This is a genomic window from Colwellia sp. Arc7-D (assembly GCF_003061515.1).
In the GTDB taxonomy this organism is placed as follows: domain Bacteria; phylum Pseudomonadota; class Gammaproteobacteria; order Enterobacterales; family Alteromonadaceae; genus Cognaticolwellia.
In genome coordinates this window covers 3,245,633-3,266,073 of sequence record NZ_CP028924.1, presented here as the reverse complement: position 1 = coordinate 3,266,073, position 20,441 = coordinate 3,245,633, and the positions used below count along the sequence as shown (strand labels likewise).

At 37.4% G+C, this 20,441-nt stretch carries 15 protein-coding genes and 3 tRNA genes; 12 read left to right on the top strand and 6 right to left on the bottom strand.

The genetic code is table 11. From position 1 onward, the window contains the following. Positions 1-363: 363 nt before the first annotated feature. A complete protein-coding gene (locus DBO93_RS14110; RefSeq protein ID WP_162533795.1) occupies positions 364-3,861 on the bottom strand; it encodes a BACON domain-containing protein in 3,498 nt (1,165 codons plus the stop codon). Positions 3,862-4,520: 659 nt separating this feature from the next. Between DBO93_RS14110 and alaS the strand changes: the two genes are divergently transcribed. From alaS to DBO93_RS14070, 8 genes are all read left to right on the top strand, one after another. Next, entirely contained in the window at positions 4,521-7,145 is a 2,625-nt protein-coding gene (gene alaS / locus DBO93_RS14105) for an alanine--tRNA ligase (RefSeq protein WP_108456907.1), read from the top strand. Between the two features lie 1,029 nt (positions 7,146-8,174). Further along, entirely contained in the window at positions 8,175-8,372 is a 198-nt protein-coding gene (gene csrA, locus DBO93_RS14100) for a carbon storage regulator CsrA (RefSeq protein ID WP_085304221.1), read from the top strand. Between the two features lie 206 nt (positions 8,373-8,578). Next, positions 8,579-8,670, top strand: a tRNA-Ser gene (locus tag DBO93_RS14095). A 145-nt stretch (positions 8,671-8,815) separates the two neighbouring features. After that, positions 8,816-8,892 (top strand) — tRNA-Arg (locus DBO93_RS14090). 134 nt (positions 8,893-9,026) lie between these two features. Then, a tRNA-Arg gene (locus tag DBO93_RS14085) sits at positions 9,027-9,103 on the top strand. Positions 9,104-9,717: 614 nt separating this feature from the next. Next, positions 9,718-9,990 (top strand): OadG family transporter subunit, encoded by a 273-nt coding sequence (locus DBO93_RS14080; RefSeq protein WP_108456906.1) that lies wholly within the window; start codon positions 9,718-9,720, stop codon positions 9,988-9,990. An 8-nt stretch (positions 9,991-9,998) separates the two neighbouring features. Then, positions 9,999-11,774: a sodium-extruding oxaloacetate decarboxylase subunit alpha gene (oadA, locus tag DBO93_RS14075; RefSeq protein WP_108456905.1), complete on the top strand. Its 1,776-nt coding sequence runs from the start codon at positions 9,999-10,001 to the stop codon at positions 11,772-11,774. A gap of 8 nt (positions 11,775-11,782) precedes the next feature. Next, on the top strand, positions 11,783-12,910 hold the full coding sequence (locus tag DBO93_RS14070; protein WP_108456904.1) for a sodium ion-translocating decarboxylase subunit beta: 1,128 nt from the start codon (positions 11,783-11,785) through the stop codon (positions 12,908-12,910). A gap of 91 nt (positions 12,911-13,001) precedes the next feature. On the opposite strand, the gene pdxH is transcribed toward DBO93_RS14070, so the two are convergent. Then, a complete protein-coding gene (pdxH, locus tag DBO93_RS14065) occupies positions 13,002-13,655 on the bottom strand; it encodes a pyridoxamine 5'-phosphate oxidase (protein ID WP_108456903.1) in 654 nt (217 codons plus the stop codon). 149 nt (positions 13,656-13,804) lie between these two features. Beyond that, positions 13,805-14,008 (bottom strand): hypothetical protein, encoded by a 204-nt coding sequence (locus DBO93_RS14060; RefSeq protein WP_108456902.1) that lies wholly within the window; start codon positions 14,006-14,008, stop codon positions 13,805-13,807. Between the two features lie 389 nt (positions 14,009-14,397). Here DBO93_RS14060 and DBO93_RS14055 point away from each other — a divergent pair, with 389 nt between their 5' ends. After that, a complete protein-coding gene (locus DBO93_RS14055; protein WP_108456901.1) occupies positions 14,398-16,605 on the top strand; it encodes a GNAT family N-acetyltransferase in 2,208 nt (735 codons plus the stop codon). 30 nt (positions 16,606-16,635) lie between these two features. Here DBO93_RS14055 and DBO93_RS14050 read toward each other — a convergent pair whose 3' ends face one another. Both DBO93_RS14050 and DBO93_RS14045 read right to left on the bottom strand, forming a co-directional pair. Further along, positions 16,636-16,857, bottom strand: a complete 222-nt coding sequence (locus tag DBO93_RS14050) for a hypothetical protein (RefSeq protein ID WP_108456900.1) — start codon at positions 16,855-16,857, stop codon at positions 16,636-16,638. 1 nt (position 16,858) lies between these two features. After that, on the bottom strand, positions 16,859-17,053 hold the full coding sequence (locus tag DBO93_RS14045) for a hypothetical protein (protein ID WP_108456899.1): 195 nt from the start codon (positions 17,051-17,053) through the stop codon (positions 16,859-16,861). 168 nt (positions 17,054-17,221) lie between these two features. Here DBO93_RS14045 and DBO93_RS14040 point away from each other — a divergent pair, with 168 nt between their 5' ends. From DBO93_RS14040 to DBO93_RS14030, 3 genes are all read left to right on the top strand, one after another. Beyond that, complete coding sequence (locus tag DBO93_RS14040; RefSeq protein WP_108456898.1) at positions 17,222-18,103, top strand: ABC transporter ATP-binding protein; 882 nt, start codon at positions 17,222-17,224, stop codon at positions 18,101-18,103. A gap of 4 nt (positions 18,104-18,107) precedes the next feature. Then, positions 18,108-19,112: an ABC transporter permease gene (locus tag DBO93_RS14035; protein ID WP_108456897.1), complete on the top strand. Its 1,005-nt coding sequence runs from the start codon at positions 18,108-18,110 to the stop codon at positions 19,110-19,112. A gap of 76 nt (positions 19,113-19,188) precedes the next feature. Continuing rightward, positions 19,189-19,620 (top strand): YbaN family protein, encoded by a 432-nt coding sequence (locus tag DBO93_RS14030; RefSeq protein ID WP_108456896.1) that lies wholly within the window; start codon positions 19,189-19,191, stop codon positions 19,618-19,620. On the opposite strand, the gene DBO93_RS14025 is transcribed toward DBO93_RS14030, so the two are convergent. Then, positions 19,617-20,195, bottom strand: a complete 579-nt coding sequence (locus DBO93_RS14025; protein WP_108456895.1) for a DUF4202 domain-containing protein — start codon at positions 20,193-20,195, stop codon at positions 19,617-19,619. The two genes, DBO93_RS14030 and DBO93_RS14025, sit on opposite strands and share 4 nt — an antisense overlap. Between the last annotated feature and the right edge of the window lie 246 nt (positions 20,196-20,441).

Below are 20,441 nucleotides of genomic sequence, written 5' to 3'. Positions count from 1 at the left end.
GAACAATCGCCTCAAGTTGATAGTCACATTATTAATATAGAATAAAAGCCATGATTATTCTTTAAAAACTTAATGAGTTGTTGATATAAATGATTTGTTTACATAATTAAGTATTGAAAAAATAACATAATTTTTCTCATCCTCAATTAAATGTACTAAGAATTAAGGTTTACTTTTAAAGGTATACATCGCTTTTTAGCTCAACGTTAATTTTGTCTGTAGAGATTTTTTATTTAATAATTTACTTGTTAAATAAAGCGTTAGCTTTACAAGCAGCTTGCTATAATTTCGATATAAAAAAACCGCATATATGCGGTTTTTCAGTTTCTTCAATCAAATAATGCTAATGACTTTTAGCCATAGTTATTGATGAGAGCGCAACTTTAAGGACAATGTACTCGCATCATAGATAAGTACGCGTTGATACTCAGGCATAAAATAATGCTGTCTGGAGCCTTCGGCAATTATTAATTCAGTCCAAAGCTCAACCTGAGCCGCATTATATTTAGTTAATGTCATTCCTTGGGTTGGATCAAAACGATAGAAGTAACTATTGTCATGAGCATCTATGGTTGTGTTAATGGTTTGGATATTAACATTATCGTGCAATAAGCCATTATCAGTATAGGTTGTCCCGTCAAAACCTGCCCACTCAGAAGTGCTATTAGCACTATAAATTGTACTGCCTTCATGATTTATGACAAAGCTTGATAAGCTAACAAAGGCTGTATTGGTGTATGCAGGTTCATCTAATGCTGAAACCATATCACTAGCATAGGCGTTATAACTTAACGCATAACGTTGCAATGAGGTTGTTGATTGCTTGTAGGCCATGAATATATCGGCACTATTGGCTTGAGCAATGGTCGAAACAAAATAAGCATTTTCTTGATCCCAGAACTGGCGAACTAAGTTTAAGTCGGCATACTCAAGTGTTTGTGTTAAGACCAAAGGTACACCTGCAATCATTTTAATCATAATCGGACGATATTCTATGGTGATATTGTCATTGTCTATTTGATTAAACTGGTAACTGTTTAAGTCAAACTGGTAATGATTAACGCGAGTTTGTTCAAGCTCATCTTCATCTACATAGGTTTCACTATTAGATGCCAAAAGCATTGAACCATCAGGGTGAACGACTAAGTTAGTCAGATCAATACCGGCTAAAGGCGAGGTGGTAGAGTTGATCAACGCCCCAGAAATCACGTGATAAGTATTAATTTTATCGCCTGAAGCGATATAAACATAAGGACGCATGGGGTCAAGTACTGTGCCTGAGCTGTTGACGCTAATATTGGCAATATCGACATCAGCACTGTCAATTGTGCCTTTATTGAACGTTATATTGATGCTTCCGGGTAGTGCCGTGCCTTCAGCTGTCGGTGTTAAAGTAATGACGGCATTATGCACACCATCGGAACTCAGGTTAGCTGGTATGCCCGTAATGGTAAGTGTGTTGTTGTTAGCGTCAGAAGATAACGATAACCAGTTAACATCGGTATTTGCTTGCCAAGCAATAGTAGCTTCACTGTTTGTTAAAATATCAACAGTATGCACAAGCGTTTGTTCAGTCGCTAAGCTATTAAAAGCCAGAGCAGGAAAGTTACTACTTAAACGTATGGCATCGATTGCCAGCTCAACAGTGATCACTTTTGTCGTGCCACTAGCAGGATCAAATATTGAAATACTCGCTGACATTAAACCCCAGCCGGTAATTAAGCTGCGATCAATATCAATTAAAATAATATCGCCATTCTCATCAGTTTGCTGCGTTAAAATCAACCATGGGGCACTAGCGGTTGCTTGCCAATCCGCTCCAATATTTGTCAGGGTTAGTGTTTGCTGAGCAATAGCGCTATCACCAAAGTTGGTGGTAAAGGCCAAGCTTTCTAAAGACGATGAAAATTGGCTTAGGTTAATAACATCGATGGTGTTAGCGCTCGATGAGGGTAAAACGGCTCTTTTGTCGCCATTAGCGATCAATATACTTGATGGTTGATTTGAACCAAGCGCAATACTATTAGCAATAACTTGCTGTTCGTTATATACATCAACTTTAAAGCCAGCTTCAGGATCAAATATAACGTAATGAGGACGATCATTAGCGGTATGAGCAAGCGCTAAATTAATCACCGTGCTGTCACTATTTAACACACCATTATCTGTAAATGTTGTGCCGTCAAAACTTATCCATTGACTGGTTGGGCTTATGGCGTAAATGTTTTGCTCATCAGCGGTAACATAGAAGTCGTTAATTTGTTCGTTTTCACCCAATAATTCAGGTCGATAACTGTGGCTAATTGATGTTGTAATAGGGTTGCGAGAAAAATCGTTTACGCTAACGTCAATTCGCTTAATCGACATTGACTCATCACCGGCGCTAACATCTAAAGCAAACAGTGCTTGATTTTTTTCTGCGACATTAAAGGCTCTAGCAAAAAAAGCATTAGGTCCGTCAAACCCTTGTCGGACAAGATTTTCATCAGCAAACTCTAATATAGCTGTTGTTAAAAAATAACGTCCATCAATACGGATAAATTTGACGGGTTCATTGGTGATATCAATGTCAGCTAATTCAATAATGCTCATGTCTGAGAGGTCGATTTGATATCTATGCGTGGTAGTTTCGGTAGTGTTTTCATCGATAACCGTAGTTTCAATCGCTTTTGCTAGTAATTTACTAGCATCTGGGTGAACAATAAGCTGCTCTAACTCAGTATCAACTGGCGAAATAACTGTTGTTGATAATAATTCGTTTGTATAAAGATGGTAACTGCGTAGCTCATTATTAACAGCAACATAATACTGTGGTAATAGCGGATTTGTCGCTATACCATCAGTGTTGGCAACAATACTTAAGGTATTATTTTCAGTATTTATTTCAGATTTATAAAAGCTGACTTGAATAGTATCTGCAATCGCGGTGGTTTCATCGTTTCCGCTAAGCGTTATCTCAGCTGTTGTTATCTCATCTGTTGTTAACAAACTACTATCAGCTGTGATAGTGAGTTGATTGCTATCATTGTTCGGTGTCAATGTTAACCAAGTAGCTTCTGTACTGGCTTGCCATCCCCAAGGTAAAACACTGTTTGAATTTATATTAAGAACAGCTTGAGTGTTGTTGATATTACCTGTTTCAGCTAAAGCAACAGTGGCTTTATCGGCAAATAAATGGATATTGTCTAAGCTCAATTCAACCGGATATTTTGTAGTACCAAGTGGACTCGTAATGTCGATTGTTGCAGGGAAAAAACCTGAACCGGTAAAGTCACTTAAATTAGGTGTTGCTGTGATCGTTGTTACGCCATCAAGAAAACTTTTTTCGACGTTTAACCAAGGTACTGAACTTGCTAATGAAAGGTTATCTTCACTAGCACTTAATTGAATTGTTTTTGCCGCAATTGATTCAACACCATAAGTGTCATCAAAAGTCACCGCTTGCCATACCAGCAATGATACATTGATATCGGCATGGGCAAAGTTAGTGGTTGTTGTATCACCACTAGTGAGTCTTAATGTTGTACCGTATAAATCGGCATTTATTCTATCAGCGTTAACCACATCAATATGTAAAGTTGCTGAGTTATCCGTTAAGTTTTCAATACGATAATTTAACCAGGCTACAGGTTGTGCCGTTGGAGCAAAACCAAGTAATAAGCCTGAACCATCGAATGTTACGTCAACCGCGATAGTATGGGTTTCTGTTTGCAAAAATTCATTAGTAAATGCTACTGATGAAACTGATGAACCAACGGTGAATGTTGGGACCTTTTCGTTTGAGCCGCCACATGCTTGTAAAAATAGTGAGCTAAATAAAATAACTAACATTAAACGCATGTTTTTCATTTGTCCCTTCATACAGGTCCCTGTTTTTATTAATCGCTATAACATAGCTTTTATTGATAACTGAATGTTGCTTTAAATTTGCTAATTCATTATTTCAATGGGTATAAGTTTATTTTGCGCGATTATTAACATAATGTAAAACTTATCATCATTTTTAGAATATTTTTACATTCTAAGTCGTGGCATGTGTTTAATCTCATCTCATATTTTTTCTAAATAACAGTTATGTACCCAGTAACAGCATTAAATAATTAGCGGTAATAAAGCTATAAAAAACCACATTGAATTGCGTTATGCTGTTATCGAAAACGTTCCACTGAGCCTAAGTATTAATAACGAGGCTTTTAGGCATAACGTAGTCATACATTTATATAGCGTGATATTTTTGTAATCTCATAGTTTGAGTCAAATAGGTTCTATAGAGATTAAGGCATAGGTCAATATAGGCTTTAGCGGTTAATTTGCATTAAAAGTACCATTAAATTCCTAAATACATTGGTATATTAAAGCAGAGGTTGCGTATAATATGCGTTTTGGTGCGTCCCTAATAAAGATCCAAAAGCGCAAGCTAATTGAATGCGCTTTATAATAAGGTGGTTTCTCATTAGATGAAATCATGACACTATTAAACGCTTAAACAGATATAATTCTTCGAAAAGTTGGAAATTCAAATGATTGAAACTAGTGCCCAATTGCGTCAGGCATTTTTAGATTTTTATGCATCTAAGCAGCACCAAATTGTTGCGAGTAGCTCACTTATTCCGGGTAACGATGCGACATTATTATTCACTAATGCTGGTATGGTGCCTTTTAAAGATGTTTTTCTTGGCGACGATGTTCGCAGCTATACTCGCGCCACTTCTGCGCAACGCTGTGTGCGTGCTGGTGGTAAGCATAATGATTTAGAAAATGTAGGGTACACTGCTCGTCATCATACTTTTTTCGAAATGCTCGGTAACTTTAGTTTTGGTGATTATTTCAAAGAAGAAGCAATAACATATGCCTGGGAATTTTTAACTAGCGTATTAGCATTACCCAAAGAAAAGCTGCTCGTTACTGTTTATGAAAGCGATGATGAAGCTTATAACTATTGGTTAAATGAAATTGGCATACCAGCAGATAAAATAATACGCATTGGTGATAAGTCAGCCGACAAAAAGTTTGAGTCTGATAACTTTTGGTCGATGGGCGATACTGGCCCATGTGGTCCATGCTCTGAAATATTTTATGATCACGGAGAAAATATTTTCGGTGGTCCTCCAGGTTCTCCTGATGAAGATGGCGATCGCTACATCGAAATTTGGAATATTGTTTTCATGCAATATAACCGTCATGCAGACGGTACTATGGAAAACTTGCCTAAACCATCAGTTGATACCGGTATGGGTTTAGAGCGCATTGCCGCCATAACGCAAGGCGTGCATAGCAATTACGAGATTGATATTTTCCAGTGCTTAATTCGAGATACTGCTAAGTTACTTGAATGCGACGATTTAGAGCACAAATCTTTACGTGTTATCGCTGATCATATTCGTTCATGTAGCTTCTTAATTACTGATGGTGTTATACCGTCGAATGAAGGGCGTGGTTACGTATTACGTCGTATTATTCGCCGCGCTATTCGTCATGGTCATAAACTTGAAGCACAATCATTTTTCTTTCATAAATTAGTCGCCTCACTTGCAGAGCAAATGGGGGATGCATATCCTGAATTGGTTCAGCAACAAGCGACTATTGAGAAAATTTTACGTATCGAAGAAGAACAGTTCGGTAGAACGTTAGACCGAGGTATGGCGTTATTAGAAGATATTTTAGCAGGACTTAAAGGCGATACTATCGCTGGCGATGATGTATTTAAGTTATATGACACCTTCGGCTTTCCGGCTGATTTAACCGCTGATATTGCACGTGAACGTGAGCTAAATATTGACATTGTAGGTTTTGATGCAGCAATGGCTCAACAACGTACTCGCGCACAAAAAGCAAGTCAGTTTGGCACAGACTATAACGACACCCTTAAATCAGAAAACCGTACCACTTTTAAAGGCTACACACGTGATGAAATGTCTTCTACTGTTGTAGAGCTTTTTAACAGCGAGTCGTCAGTTAATACTTTAGAAGCAGGTGAAGCAGGTATTGTGATCCTTGATCAAACACCATTTTATGCTGAATCAGGTGGGCAGGTTGGTGACTCGGGTACACTACAGTTTGATAATGGTACTTTTGAAGTGACCGATACCATTAAGCTTGGACATGCGTTTGCTCATAAAGGTATTGCTCATCAAACCATAGGTTTAAACAGTCTTGTAAAAGCGCAAATTAATAGCGAGCGTCGTGCAGCAATTGTTAAAAACCATACGGCTACGCATATTTTACATGCCACTCTTCGTAAAGTGTTGGGCGATCATGTTACGCAAAAAGGTTCATTGTGCGATGCGGATAAACTCCGATTTGATTTTTCTAACTTTGAAGCGGTAACGCCTGAAGAGATAAACATAATTGAACGTATGGTTAATGAACAAATTCGCAGTAACTTAGCTCGTGAAACTAACTTGATGCAAATTGATGCCGCAAAAGAAAAAGGCGCTATGGCCTTGTTTGGCGAAAAGTACGATGATGAAGTACGCGTAGTTACCTTAGGTGATTTTTCAACAGAGCTTTGTGGTGGCGTACATGTTAACCGTACTGGTGATATTGGCCTATTCAAAATTACTTCTGAATCAGGCATAGCCGCAGGTGTTCGCCGTATTGAAGCGGTAACAGGTGAAGCCGCATTAAATTACTTTGCCACACAAGAGCATACGTTAAACTCCATTGCAGCATTAGTGAAAACTGAACCTGCTAATGTAGCAAGTAAAATTGAACAAGTAATATTGCGTAATAAAGAGTTAGAAAAAGAGCTTGCACAATTTAAACAGAAACTTGCAAGTGCTGCCGGTGCTGACTTAGTAAGCCAAGCTAAAGACTATAATGGTGTCAAAGCGCTTATTGCTAATTTAGAAGGTGTAGAAGCGAAATCACTGCGTGGTATGGTTGATGACCTGAAAAATAAAATGGGTTCAGGCATTATTTTGTTAGCTACTGCTAGCGATAATAAAGTGAGCTTAATTGCTGGCGTGACAAAAGATTTAATTGGTCGAGTTAAATCTGGCGAGTTAGTTAATGTTGCAGCCCAAGAAGTGGGTGGTAAAGGCGGTGGTCGTCCTGATATGGCACAAGCAGGAGGAAGCCAACCAGAGAACATTGAAGCAGCGTTAAACGCAGCACAAAGCTGGTTGAGTGATAAACTGAGCTAATATATAGAGCAGCAAAAAATTAATGTAATATGTACTAAGGTTAATGCCAGTCAGTTAAGCTAACTGGCATTTTCTTTTGGTGGGAGATTTAGATGATTTGGATTTCACTCATCGAAGGTGTTTTATCTCTTCTCTTCTCTTTTCTTTTCTTCAATTCTCATCAAGTAATATAGCTTAAATATGAATAGGGTCTTGAGTCGTTGCTCCTAATGGATTTAAGTATTTTCTGGACTCATGATTTATATCGATATGAAATGTTGAATCACAGCCATCAACTACTAAAGTAACTGAACTGTCCAAATACCCATTTCTTTCGTTGTCATCGTCATAGTTCGTCGTATTAAATTAAAGTTAATTAATTCACTGCATAGTTCCTGACGAACGATGTATGGACGCTAACTTATCAAGTGCTATTAAGCATCGTCGGTTTTATTTTTCTAAAGCCAAGTTCTATCTCCCCGCGATGAAAATATAATTTATCTATTTCATTACTTAGAAAATAGAAAATAGAATATATATTGGTCATTGACGTTAATAAGCGAAAGTTTTTCTCTTTATTGTTTTACTGATTAATCTGGCTTTAATCGTTTTAGGAACATATGGGAAATATTTTGTGCATGTTTTGTTGTTTTTTTATTTAATTTTATTGGGAATTATTTTCTGGAATCCGGGTCTTATTATAGAATACTAGCCGTTTATGTTAATAGAATGTGAAATCGGACCAGTTTGAAAAGTATTTTTAAAAAAGTTTGCTAAAAATGCAAATAATTACGCATAAAGTGTTTATTGTTTCATTAAGGTTGTTAAAATAACCAGTAATTGCTGCAATTGCATTCTACTCTAGATTTATAAGTGTTAATTAAAAGACTAAAAGTTTGATATTGATAAAGGATTTTTCAATGTTTAATAAGTATTTTAGGGACTTATTGTAATCTTTAGTGCACTTTTGCAAAAATTAGACTAAATTTAATTTGTTACTAGCTTATATATATTTAGTGGATCTCGTTTTTAAACATAAAGGAAATTAAGATGTTAATATTAACTCGCCGAGTTGGTGAAACGTTGATGATCGGAGACGACGTCACAGTGACAGTGTTAGGTGTGAAAGGCAATCAAGTACGTATTGGTGTTAATGCACCAAAAGAAGTGTCAGTTCATCGTGAAGAAATATACATGAGAATTCAATCTGAAAAAGGTGAGGGTGAAGCCTCAGGGAATGAAATCTAAATATCTTCTACTTATTAAAGCCGACAATAGTCGGCTTTTTTGATCCAGCAATAAAATTTATCACGGTGATATTGAGCTCTTTTTAGTAACTTAATGTTGGAAAAGTAACCGTGTTGTTTGAATTCTCAACAAACAGTCATAAAATAGAAATAAAAGCTTAAAAAAGTTTGACTTATTTTTATAATCCCTTATTATTCGCACCCATTGGAGAGGTGGCCGAGTGGCCGAAGGCGCTCCCCTGCTAAGGGAGTATCTGGTTTATCCCGGATCGAGGGTTCGAATCCCTCCCTCTCCGCCATTCTTTTAGATTGGCACCGTAGGAACAACGGTATTGTAATAGTTCAATACGAACGTATATAATGTTCACTAGGTCGTTTTACCTAAGTTAATATTGTTAGTTCGTTATCTCTTAAACTAGAGATATAAATAACAGGTTTAAATAAGGACGCGTAGCTCAGCTGGATAGAGTACCTGGCTACGAACCAGGCGGTCGCAGGTTCGACTCCTGCCGCGTCCGCCACTTTTCTTTAAGTGGCTAAATATAAAAGAGTAGCTAGTATTAAAGCTAATTAAAAAATAAATATAAGCTTTATATTAAATTTATTTTTGATATAAAGATATCTTGAATCAAGATATAAAATAATGATTGACCGCGGACGCGTAGCTCAGCTGGATAGAGTACCTGGCTACGAACCAGGCGGTCGCAGGTTCGACTCCTGCCGCGTCCGCCACATTAAAAAAACCAGTCTTATGACTGGTTTTTTTTCGTCTAAAATTCCTTCTTAGTTCATCTATAGTTTATTCATAAAATATCACCAAAAAAGTATTCAGTTTTGAATTATTTGCCAAAACATCTCATTTGTTAGCCTTAACATGTGCCCCTGTGTTTTTAATAAAAAATAGACATTAACCGAAGATGCTTTAAATTTAATGAATCTTATTATTAAAACAAAAAATAGCCATGATTAACGGTTAGCTGCATTTGAAAAACTAATCGCTGAATTTTAGCTATAGAATATATTAAGGATATTAATTAAAGCTATTTGAGCCTGATTTTTAATCAATATGTATTCGATATAGTAGAGCTTAAAAAATAATTGCATATTGTATATTATAGTTGCTTTTCTTTTTATGATAGCCGTTATTCATAAGGTTGATATTGTATACAATCATTCTTATATTCCATATTGTATAAAATTACATTCAAAAAAAACTAATAATAGCTTGTTTTTTAACCTATATTGGCTTGACATCACTTTATTTTATCAATTTGTAAGAATTTGTTTGCTTTTTACACATTGGAGTGATTATTCTAATTATATAAATATTACTTGAGAGTATAAAAATGGAAAATCTTCAGCAGTTATTTATTGAAGCGGGTACTTTAATGTTATCCGGAATGGTCTTTGTATTTGCCTTTTTAGGCTTACTGATTGTTTTTATCAAGGTTGTGCTTGTTAGATTGGCAAATAAATATCCTGATGCCATTGTTGAAAGCAGAAGTTCAAGTAAAAGAAATAATAAAAAACAAGACGGTAAAAATGTTTCACCGGCAGTTGTCGCAGCAATATCTTCTGCTGTTACTCAATATCGTCAACAACATTCAGCACAGAAATAGGAAAAGTCATGACTAAGCCCCTTGGAATTACTGAAGTCGTATTACGCGACGGCCACCAATCATTGCTCGCAACACGTTTGCGTTTGGAAGACATGTTACCCATTGCTGCGAAAATGGATGAAATTGGATATTGGTCAATAGAGTCTTGGGGTGGTGCAACGTTTGATTCTTGTATTCGCTATCTTGGTGAAGATCCTTGGGAACGTATTCGTGCGCTTAAAAAGGCGATGCCGAAAACGAAACAACAAATGCTGTTTCGTGGTCAAAATATCTTAGGTTACCGTCACTATGCTGATGATGTAGTAGAAAAATTTGTTGAGCGTGCACATGTAAATGGTATTGATGTTTTTAGAATATTTGATGCAATGAACGATGTACGTAACTTAGAAACCTCAATTAAAGCCGCTGTTAAAGTTGGTGCTCATGCACAAGGCACATTAAGTTATACCGAAAGCCCAGTTCATACCCTTGAGGGCTGGCTAACGATGGCTAAACAGCTTGAAGATATGGGCGCACACTCTTTGTGTATTAAAGATATGGCTGGCTTATTAAAGCCTTACGATGCTGCTGAGTTGATCGGGCGTTTGAAAGAGACAGTATCTTTGCCTATCGCTTTGCATTGTCATGCCACTACAGGACTAAGTGTCGCTACACACATGAAAGCTATCGATGCGGATATTGACGTAATTGATACTGCTATCTCTTCAATGAGTATGACTTACGGTCACTCGCCGACAGAAACAATTGTTTCTATTGTTGAAGGTACACAACGTGATACTGGCCTAGATATGGTTAAGTTAGCTGAAGTTGCAGCTTATTTTCGTGATGTTCGCGAAAAGTATGCGCAATTTGAAGGTAGTTTACGTGGTGTTGATGCGCGCATTTTGCTCGCACAAGTACCTGGTGGCATGTTAACCAACATGGAAAGCCAATTAAAAGAGCAAGGTGCAGCAGATAAACTTGATGAAGTGTTAACCGAAATTCCAAAAGTGCGTAAAGAACTTGGTTATATTCCTTTAGTAACACCTACTTCTCAAATTGTAGGCACGCAAGCGGTATTGAATGTCCTTACCGGTGAGCGCTATAAGTCAATTACTAAAGAAACTGCCGGGGTATTAAAAGGTGAATATGGTAAGACTGCAGCACCTGTTGATGCCGAGCTACAAGCACGAGTGCTTGATGGCAAAGAAGCTATTACCTGTCGTCCAGCAGACTTACTTGATCCAGAATTAGACAAGCTGTCTGTTGAGCTACAAGAGATTGCGGTTGAGAAGAATATCACCTTAGCTGAAGACACTATTGACGATGTATTAACTTATGCGTTGTTTCCGCAAATAGGGCTTAAATTTTTAGAAAATCGCAATAACCCTGATGCTTTTGAACCTGCTCCTACAAAACCTGTAGCTAAAGATGCATCTACATCCGCTCCTGTGGCTAATTCAGCAAACACAGGTCCTGAAAGTTATGCAGTCAGTGTTGACGGTAAGGTTTATGATGTCGTTGTAGCACCAGGTGGTTCGATAGAGAATATTCAACAAACCAAATCTGCTCCAGCACCAAGCGCTAGCGGTGGAGAAGCTTTAAAGGCTCCATTAGCCGGTAATATATTTAAAGTGTTGGTTAATGAAGGTGACGACGTTGAAGAAGGTGAAGTTGTTCTTATTATGGAAGCCATGAAAATGGAAACTGAAATCAGAGCTACAAAAGCCGGTGAAATATCGTCTATTCATGCCAGAGAAGGTGACTCAGTTGCTGTTGGCGATATATTGTTAAGCTTAGTCTAGGAAACTCGATGGAATCTTTAAAATTATTGTGGATGTCCACAGGCCTAGCAAACTTTGAGTTAGGACAAGTGATCATGATGCTTGTTGGTTGTGGTTTACTTTATTTAGCTATTGCCCGTAACTTTGAGCCGCTTTTATTAGTGCCTATGGGCTTTGGTGCTATTTTAACTAATATTCCCGTAGCTGGCTTTTCTGAGGTTGGTGGTTTGCTGCATTATATTTACTATGCAGGGATCGACACAGGCATATTTCCTTTACTCATTTTTATGGGTGTTGGCGCCATGACCGACTTTGGCGCACTTATAGCTAACCCAAAAACATTGCTATTAGGTGCCGCCGCACAGTTTGGTATTTTCGCGACTTTATTTGGTGCAATAGCGTTAAATTTTGTTGGCTTAGAGTTTTCGATGAAAGATGCTTCTGCTATCGCTATTATTGGTGGAGCAGATGGTCCAACCGCAATATTTTTAGCGTCAAAACTTGCGCCTGAATTACTCGGTGCTATTGCTGTAGCCGCTTATTCTTATATGGCGTTAGTTCCTATTATTCAACCGCCGATTATGCGAGCGTTAACAACTGAAAGTGAACGTAAAATAGAAATGGCGCAGTTACGACATGTCACCAAAGTTGAGAAAATTATATTCCCGCTTGGCGTGTTATTAATGACAATATTTTTCTTACCTGCGGCAACGCCTTTAGTTGGTATGTTCTGTTTAGGTAATTTGATGCGCGAATGTGGTGTGGTCGATCGTCTAAGTTCAACAGCACAGAATGAGCTTATTAATATTGTAACGATATTTTTAGGTCTTGGTGTTGGCTCAAAGTTAAGCGCAGATCAATTTTTGAATGCAAAAACCTTAGGCATTTTAGCATTGGGCGCCGTAGCATTCTCTATTGGTACAGCCGCCGGTGTGTTGATGGCAAAATTAATGAATAAGGTATCAAAAGAAAAAGTTAATCCACTTATTGGTGCCGCAGGTGTGTCAGCGGTGCCTATGGCGGCTCGTGTAGCAAATAAGGTTGGTTTAGAATCTAATCCGCATAACTTCTTGTTAATGCATGCTATGGGACCAAACGTAGCGGGTGTATTAGGCTCAGCGGTAGCGGCAGGTATTTTGTTAGCGCTAGTCGGCTAATCTAAGGTTTAAAAATCATGTACAAAAAAGGGAAGCATTGCTTCCCTTTTTTTTATCTCAACATTTAGCCCTTACGCTGGCTTTGAATCAATTATGGCTGCAACTTGAAGTTATCCCAACCCGTTGTACTTTTCTCAAAACAAACACGGTCATGTAAGCGACTGGCACGGCCTTGCCAAAATTCAATGAAATTGGGCTTTATACGCCAACCACCCCAAAATTCTGGTAATGGCACTTCCTTACCAGCAAACTTTTTCGTGTAGTAATCAACACTCTCAGCTAACGCTGTGTCACTCTGAATTTTGTTACTTTGTTTTGAGGCCCAAGCACCTATTTGGCTGCCACGATCGCGGCTATGAAAATACTTGGCAGATTGTTCTGTACTGACTTTTTCCACACAACCTTCAATACGAATTTGGCGTTGGAGTACATTCCAATGAAACAACAAAGCAATTTTGTCATTTTCATTTAGCTCTTGGCTCTTTCTACTCGCGTAATTTGTATAGAAAACAAACCCGTCTTGATCATATTCTTTAAGCAGTACCATGCGCGAGCTAGGTTGACCGTCTTTACTTACGCTACTAACTGACATTGCTTCAGGCAATAAAATGCCTGATTTATTGGCTTCGTCAAACCAGAGCTTAAATAATGAGAAGGGATCAGCATTATCGTCAATAACGGGTAATGGCAGAGCAACGCCTTGTCCAAAGGTTAGTAAACAGCGCAATTTTTCAAATAAAGTCATGTGGGGGGCCGTTAAGTGGAAAATGTATGAGATTAATAATAGCAGTTTTTTATAACTAACAAACAGTTACCATAAAAATATAACGGCTTTAAAATTAATAATGGTGCTTTAAAGGAATACAGCTAATCATTAGATGCTATTAACGACGGTTAAAAGTCCCAGTCGTCGGCATCATCTAATAAAGCCTTAAGGCGCTTTTGTTCAAGCAACTCTTCAATACGGTTTCTTACTTCTTTATTACTAGCCGATTTTTGTCCTTTAGGTAGGTCTTTATCATATTGCTCTTGTTCTTCCTCTTGAGAAGAGTCATCTGATAAATCGTCTGATAAGTTGTCTGTTAAATCATCGTTCATTTTTATACCTATGGCTTTTGCAGTACTCGCTACAATTACAATAAATAGGGAGCTAAACACAAAGTGTTCACCAAATATTAATATATTAATAGTTCATCGTTGCTACTATGCAAAAGATTTTAATTTGCGATATCTTAAAAATGTCTAGGTTATAATTACAGCGTATTTAACGAAGATTCATTCATATTCGATTGATATTGTGAACATAGGCAACTAAAGTCGAATTTTCAACTAATAATTTTTTCATTTCAACAAAAATTTTCAGTTAAATAGCTTAGTTGTTGATTTTATATGCTGATTTATCTGAGCCAAGCGATTTAGCTGTGGCAGTTGCTCTGATAGACTATAGAGCTTAGTGATAGCCAAAATATTTATTAAGGTTTACTTGAATGCTAAATGAAGACTTTTCTGCTTGGTGTGTTAAATTACAGCAACTTACTCATCTTAAACGCTGGCGCAGCTTGTTGGTTTTAGTGGGAGATAAAGCATGGACTAGTCAGTATGTTGACGTAAGCCTTAAGACCTTTTTATCTGATCACCGCGCTAAGGCAATGCCTAATAAAAATGGGCTTATTTATGGCAATATTGACAATAAGTTTTTAGCTACAGAACTCACTGCAGTTAACCGAAAAACGTTTAATCAATATTTAGGTACAGAACAACAACTGGTTGTTTTTAGTCTAGCAGGCCAACATAAACACGAAAACGATTTTGATGTTGATGCCTTTGCCGCACTTTCAGGGACCATAGTGTCAGGCGGAGTGTTGGTGTTATTAATTTCTCCAAACCAGCTCCAACATGCTCAGAAAAGCGATTACTTTCTCCACCGGTTTATGCAGCAATTAGCTGTTGAACCTAGCTATGTCATCAAGCAAGCAGATACCCTATTACCTAACTTAGATGCCTTAAAAGCCACTTCAGCACTAACTACATCCTCAATCAATGAACTACAGGTAGTAGAGGGAAATTGTATAAGCGCTTTGCCTTACGGTTGTGTTACTCAAGAGCAAGTTTTAGCCGTTGATCTTATGCTTAAAGTACTATCTGGGCATAGAGATAGACCTTTAGTGTTAACGGCTGATAGGGGCCGAGGTAAGTCAACAGCGTTAGCGCTTGCAGCGTGTCAAATGTTGGAAAGTGCTACCCAGCCGTTGAAAATATTGATTAGTGCACCGAGCAAGCAAGCATTAGCGGTATTTTTTCAACAAATAGCACAACACTTACCTGGAGCTGAGATAAACGGAACGTCTGTTGAACATATTAATGGCAGTATTAACTTTTATCCGATTGACGCCCTCCTTAAAGAGCAGCCCGTCGCCAGTATCGTTATGGTTGATGAAGCCGCAGCTATTCCGGTATACCTTTTACAGCAGCTGTTAGGTAGTTATCATCGATTGATATTTGCTAGCACTATTCATGGCTATGAAGGTGCAGGACGGGGCTTTAGTATTAAATTTCGTCAGGTTTTACAACACTTAATGCCTAACTGGCGCAATATACACATTAATGAAGCGATAAGATGGGCTAGCGATGATCCTCTTGAGCAGTTTGTTTTTAATAGTTGTTTGCTTAATGCTCAATTACCAAACTTTGATAAAGCGTGTCAGATAAAAGTAAATACTAACATTACGGTTAATAGCGCGTTACAAATTGAACTGATCAGCGTTGCAGCATTACTTGAAGATGATGCGCTATTACAAGCAGTTTTTTCTGTGTTAGTAACCGCACACTATCAAACATCACCCAGCGATTTAAAATTACTGTTAAATAATCGTGCAATTTCATTACTCGTACTAAAACGTGAAAACATCTTAGTAGGAGTTGCTATGTTGATGCGAGAAGGCTTAGTTGACGAGGATCTTGTAGAAAAAGTACTTGAAAACAAAAGGCGTTTACGGGACCAATTTTTGCCTCAGTCATTAATGATGCATTGTGGTGTAAAAACAAGCTTTAATTATAGCTATCAACGCGTTATGCGTATTGCTATTCATCCTGAAATTCAAGGGCAGGGCTTGGGTCAGTATTTTTTAAAATGTATTGAACAACATAGTGTTATGCAAAACATAGACTTTATCGGAGCAAGCTTTGCTGGAAACTCTGAGTTAGTTAAGTTTTGGCAGCAAGCAGAGTTTAGCTTAGCGCGAGTTGGTTTTAGCAAAGATAAAGCAAGTGGAGAACACTCTTGTTTGGTTACCAAATCATTAACGCCTAGTGCTAAAAATTTACAGCATGCATTTACCGAACAGTTTTATCTGCAACTCAGTTACTGGTTAACTGACGAATTTAAGGATATGCCAGCTAAACTAGTTTGGCAGTTACTTAACGGCAATACTGAACTGAAAAGGTTAGAACTTACGCCTGAATTAGCTGAGACCCTTAATGACTTTACTAGCGGCCAAAGGCAGTTCAGTAGTTGTATTTATGCCTTACATCGTTGGTTAATAAGTCATTTAACAGAAGACTTCGATGCTGGTGTACTGCCATTAATAGCCAGGATCTTACAAAAACATAGCATAGAGCAAGTGTGTAAACAGTATAGCTTTACCGGTAAAAAATCATTGAATCAGCATCTAATTCACTATATTAGTTTGCATTAACTTTAAATAAACCTAGCGTTATCAATGTATTCATACGGCATGATAGCGCCATTGCCAATACATTTTCATTTTATGATAACGACAATGGCAATCTGCTAGTAGATCAAAGTCTTCATGTTCAATAATGGCATTGATGCCAACACATATTGTTTCGAGCGATTTTTTATTAGCTGATGCGTTATAGCGTTGGATAAACACTTGCAACAAAGACTCAAGAGAGTATATATCTGCTGCCTTAAATTTAGTTATCATCCTATAGCCCTACATTATTAAAATTAGTACTTAAGTTAAGTAAAGATTGCCACAACGTTTTCCGAGCGTTGTTATCAAGACATATACAATCATTACCCACTAATGCGCCAGAGCTGATCAACTGAGCTAATAAAGCTGAAGGTATTTCAACTCGCACTTTACCGGCACACCCTTCGGTTACTTGTCTAAATCCCATGATTGTTCCTTACTTATTTCTGACTTGATAGGCTTGGTAAAAACAATAATAGATAAAACAAGTAAATGCAAATGATAATTGTTATCATTTGTGTTGTGTGTGGTTTTTCTAGTATTAATAATCGTAATGTATCGTTAGAATACAGCATAGGTATTATTGAGGTGTGCTATGCAAGAAGTCATTCGCGTTGAAAACTTAACCAAAAGTTATAAAGATGTTGTTGCGGTAGACAATATTAATTTTGCTATTCAAAAAGGCCATTGCTTTGGTTTACTCGGGCCAAATGGTGCCGGTAAAACGACAACAATAGAGATAATGGAAGGCATTATTAAAGCGACTAAAGGTCAAGTTTACTATTACGATAAGCCTATCGATGACTCAATGTCACAACAAATAGGTATTCAATTTCAGCACACCGCTTTACAAGACTTTCTTACCGTTAAAGAAACTTTAAATTTATTTACTTCTTTTTATCAACATACGGTGCCACACGAAGATCTTATTGAATTATGTGATTTAAGTGAGTTTTTAAATCGTGATAACCGCTTATTGTCTGGTGGACAGCGACAACGGTTATTATTGGCGTTGGCTTTAATTAACGATCCAGACATTGTTTTTCTCGATGAACCAACCACAGGGTTAGACCCTCAAGCACGGCGAAATTTTTGGCAATTAATTAAAAATATTAAGGCCAGAGATAAAACCGTGGTGTTAACCACACATTATATGGACGAAGCTCAACAACTATGTGACGACGTGCTTATTATGGATCATGGTCAAGTTATTGCCCGCGGCACACCAAGGCAGTTACTCAATGAACATTTTAATGAAGTGTTTATTTATTTACCTGCAGAGAAAGTACCACAAGAGCTTTGTGTGCAATTTAACTGGCAAGTTAACGAGCAACAGGTTGAAATTACCACAACTGATGTTGAAGCCACTATTGCCTTATTATTAGCACAAAATATTTCACTTTCGGGCTTACATGTTAAGTCGCCTAATTTAGATGACTTATTTTTAAAATTAACTGGCCACTCATTAAGGGATTAATTAGATGAATTTTTCACGTTTCTTTGCCGTATTTAAAGCACGAAATATTGAATTTTTTCGTGATCGCTCTTCATTGGGTTGGAATTTAATATTTCCGGTATTAATGTTAGTTGGTTTGTCATTTATTTTCTCAGGTGACGGCCGTGCAATTTATAAAGTCGGTGTAATAGATTTAGCGCAAAGCCAATCGAGCTTTCTCGAAACCAAATATATTAGTTTTATTGATTATCAAGAGGTGACATCTGCAAAAGTTAAGCTAGAGCAGCATAGTATAGATTTACTGATTGATTTTAATGGACAAAAATATTGGGTAAACCAAGGCGCGCCGAATAGTTATTTAGTTGAAAAAATATTATTGAGTGATCATAAAGATTATCAACGTATAGAAACCCAAGGCAAAAAAATTCGTTACGTAGATTGGGTACTACCGGGTATTTTAGGTATGAACATGATGTTTAGTTGCTTGTTTGGTGTAGGCTATGTCATTGTTCGGTATCGTAAAAATGCAGTTTTAAAACGCTTAAAAGCTACGCCATTGTCTGCGCTTGAATTTGTTTCTGCGCAACTATTTTCACGCTTATTTATTGTTATGTTTTTATCGTCAGTGGTCTATATCGGTTGTAACTTGTTCTTTGATTTTTACATGCTGGGTAGCTATTTTGATTTAATTATTATCGCAATATTAGGCGCATTTAGTTTAATAACCTTAGGATTGTTGGTCGCTAGTCGAAGTAAAAGTGAGGAATTAATCGGCGGATTATTAAATTTAAGTTCTTGGCCAATGATGTTGTTATCTGGGGTTTGGTTTAGCCTAGAAGGTGCCCCTAATGCTGTAAAAGTGTTTGCCGAATTTTTACCTTTAACCCATTTGGTCGCAGGTGCTCGTAAAATAATAACTGAAGGTGCCACATTAGCGGATATTAGTTACCACGTAACAGTTTTGATGATAATGAGTGCAGTATTTCTAAGCTTAGGAGCTTATTTATTTAGCTGGAATACTGAGAGATAGCGTTAGGTGAAGTTAGGTAGTAGTAAGTAATATATGGTTTTGTTAGGATTATTGAGCAAGGGTACTACGTAAGGTTATGCTTTTAAAAATAGTAGGAATACTCTTTGTTGCCTTAGCGTTTATTGGTGTTTTTTTACCTTTACTACCTACGACGCCATTTTTGTTGGTGGCCGCAGCATGTTTTACAAAATCGTCTCCACGACTGCATAGCATGCTGTTATCAAATAAAATTTTTGGACCGATGATTTATCATTGGCAAAAAACGCGCAGTATACCGCGAAGGGCAAAGGTACTTGCTTTGTTGTCTATGGTACTTGCGGTGTTATGGTCTGTTTATATTTTACCTTCAATATGGCTAAAGGGTTTAGTGGTTGCTTTAGTTGCTTGGCCTTTTGTTTTTATCTGTCGCTTACCTAACGCAGAAAAACAAAAGACAGCGTTATTGTTAAGTAAAGCGCCAGACAATAGCGCCTCAAAAATAACCGTTAAAAACCGTAAAAATCTTTAAGCTAAAGCTTTGCCAACCAGTGTTGCTAAATGTGGTGGTAGCGTTAAAGTCAGGGCTATTTCTTGGCCTTGTGCTGACATTTTTCGCCAAGTTAATTGCACAATACGAATGATTTTTTCTTCATTATGTTTGGCAGCAAATTCATCAAAATAAAATTGCAAAAACACTAAGCACGCTACGTCTTCTAATGTTTGGCTTTCACTGTTCGACTTTAAGTTTTCTTTGCGGATGATTGCTGCTGTTATATCAGAAGCTTGCTCACTGTAGCCTTGCTCTAGCATTAGTGACTTAGCTGTCGCTGCATGGAAAATACCTAATTCTTTACGCCAAGTTAAATAGCCTTTCTTACCAATGGCGAAGTCAGTTCGCTTTAAATGCCAGCGCTTTACGTGTTGTGCACGAACAGCAATTTGTAAATGTTCGCTGGCATTAGGCCAGTACTTGTCCAAACAAGCTGACATATATTGACCATACAATAACTCTTTTGGGTGGCTAATGCCGTCAACTAAGGTTGTGTTGGTATCTGCCGAATTTATATTGTCGATAGCGAGTAAGACATTATCTAATTGAGTCATAGTGTGATCTGTTTTAATTAATATGAAGAGGAAAGTATTAGTTTACCCCGTTTTTCAATAGTTACAATAAAGCTTTAGGTGCAATATTGACTATTTTAGTGAAAATTTGTTCAACTAGATGCATTGATCTTATTGTCGTACTCATGCCTTTTCAGTATAATGCTTTCCCGTCCTACTAAATTCATTTGTTTGCCAAAAACCAAATCAATTTAGTGCAAAATTTCTGTTTTTCCTGACTCTGGGTAT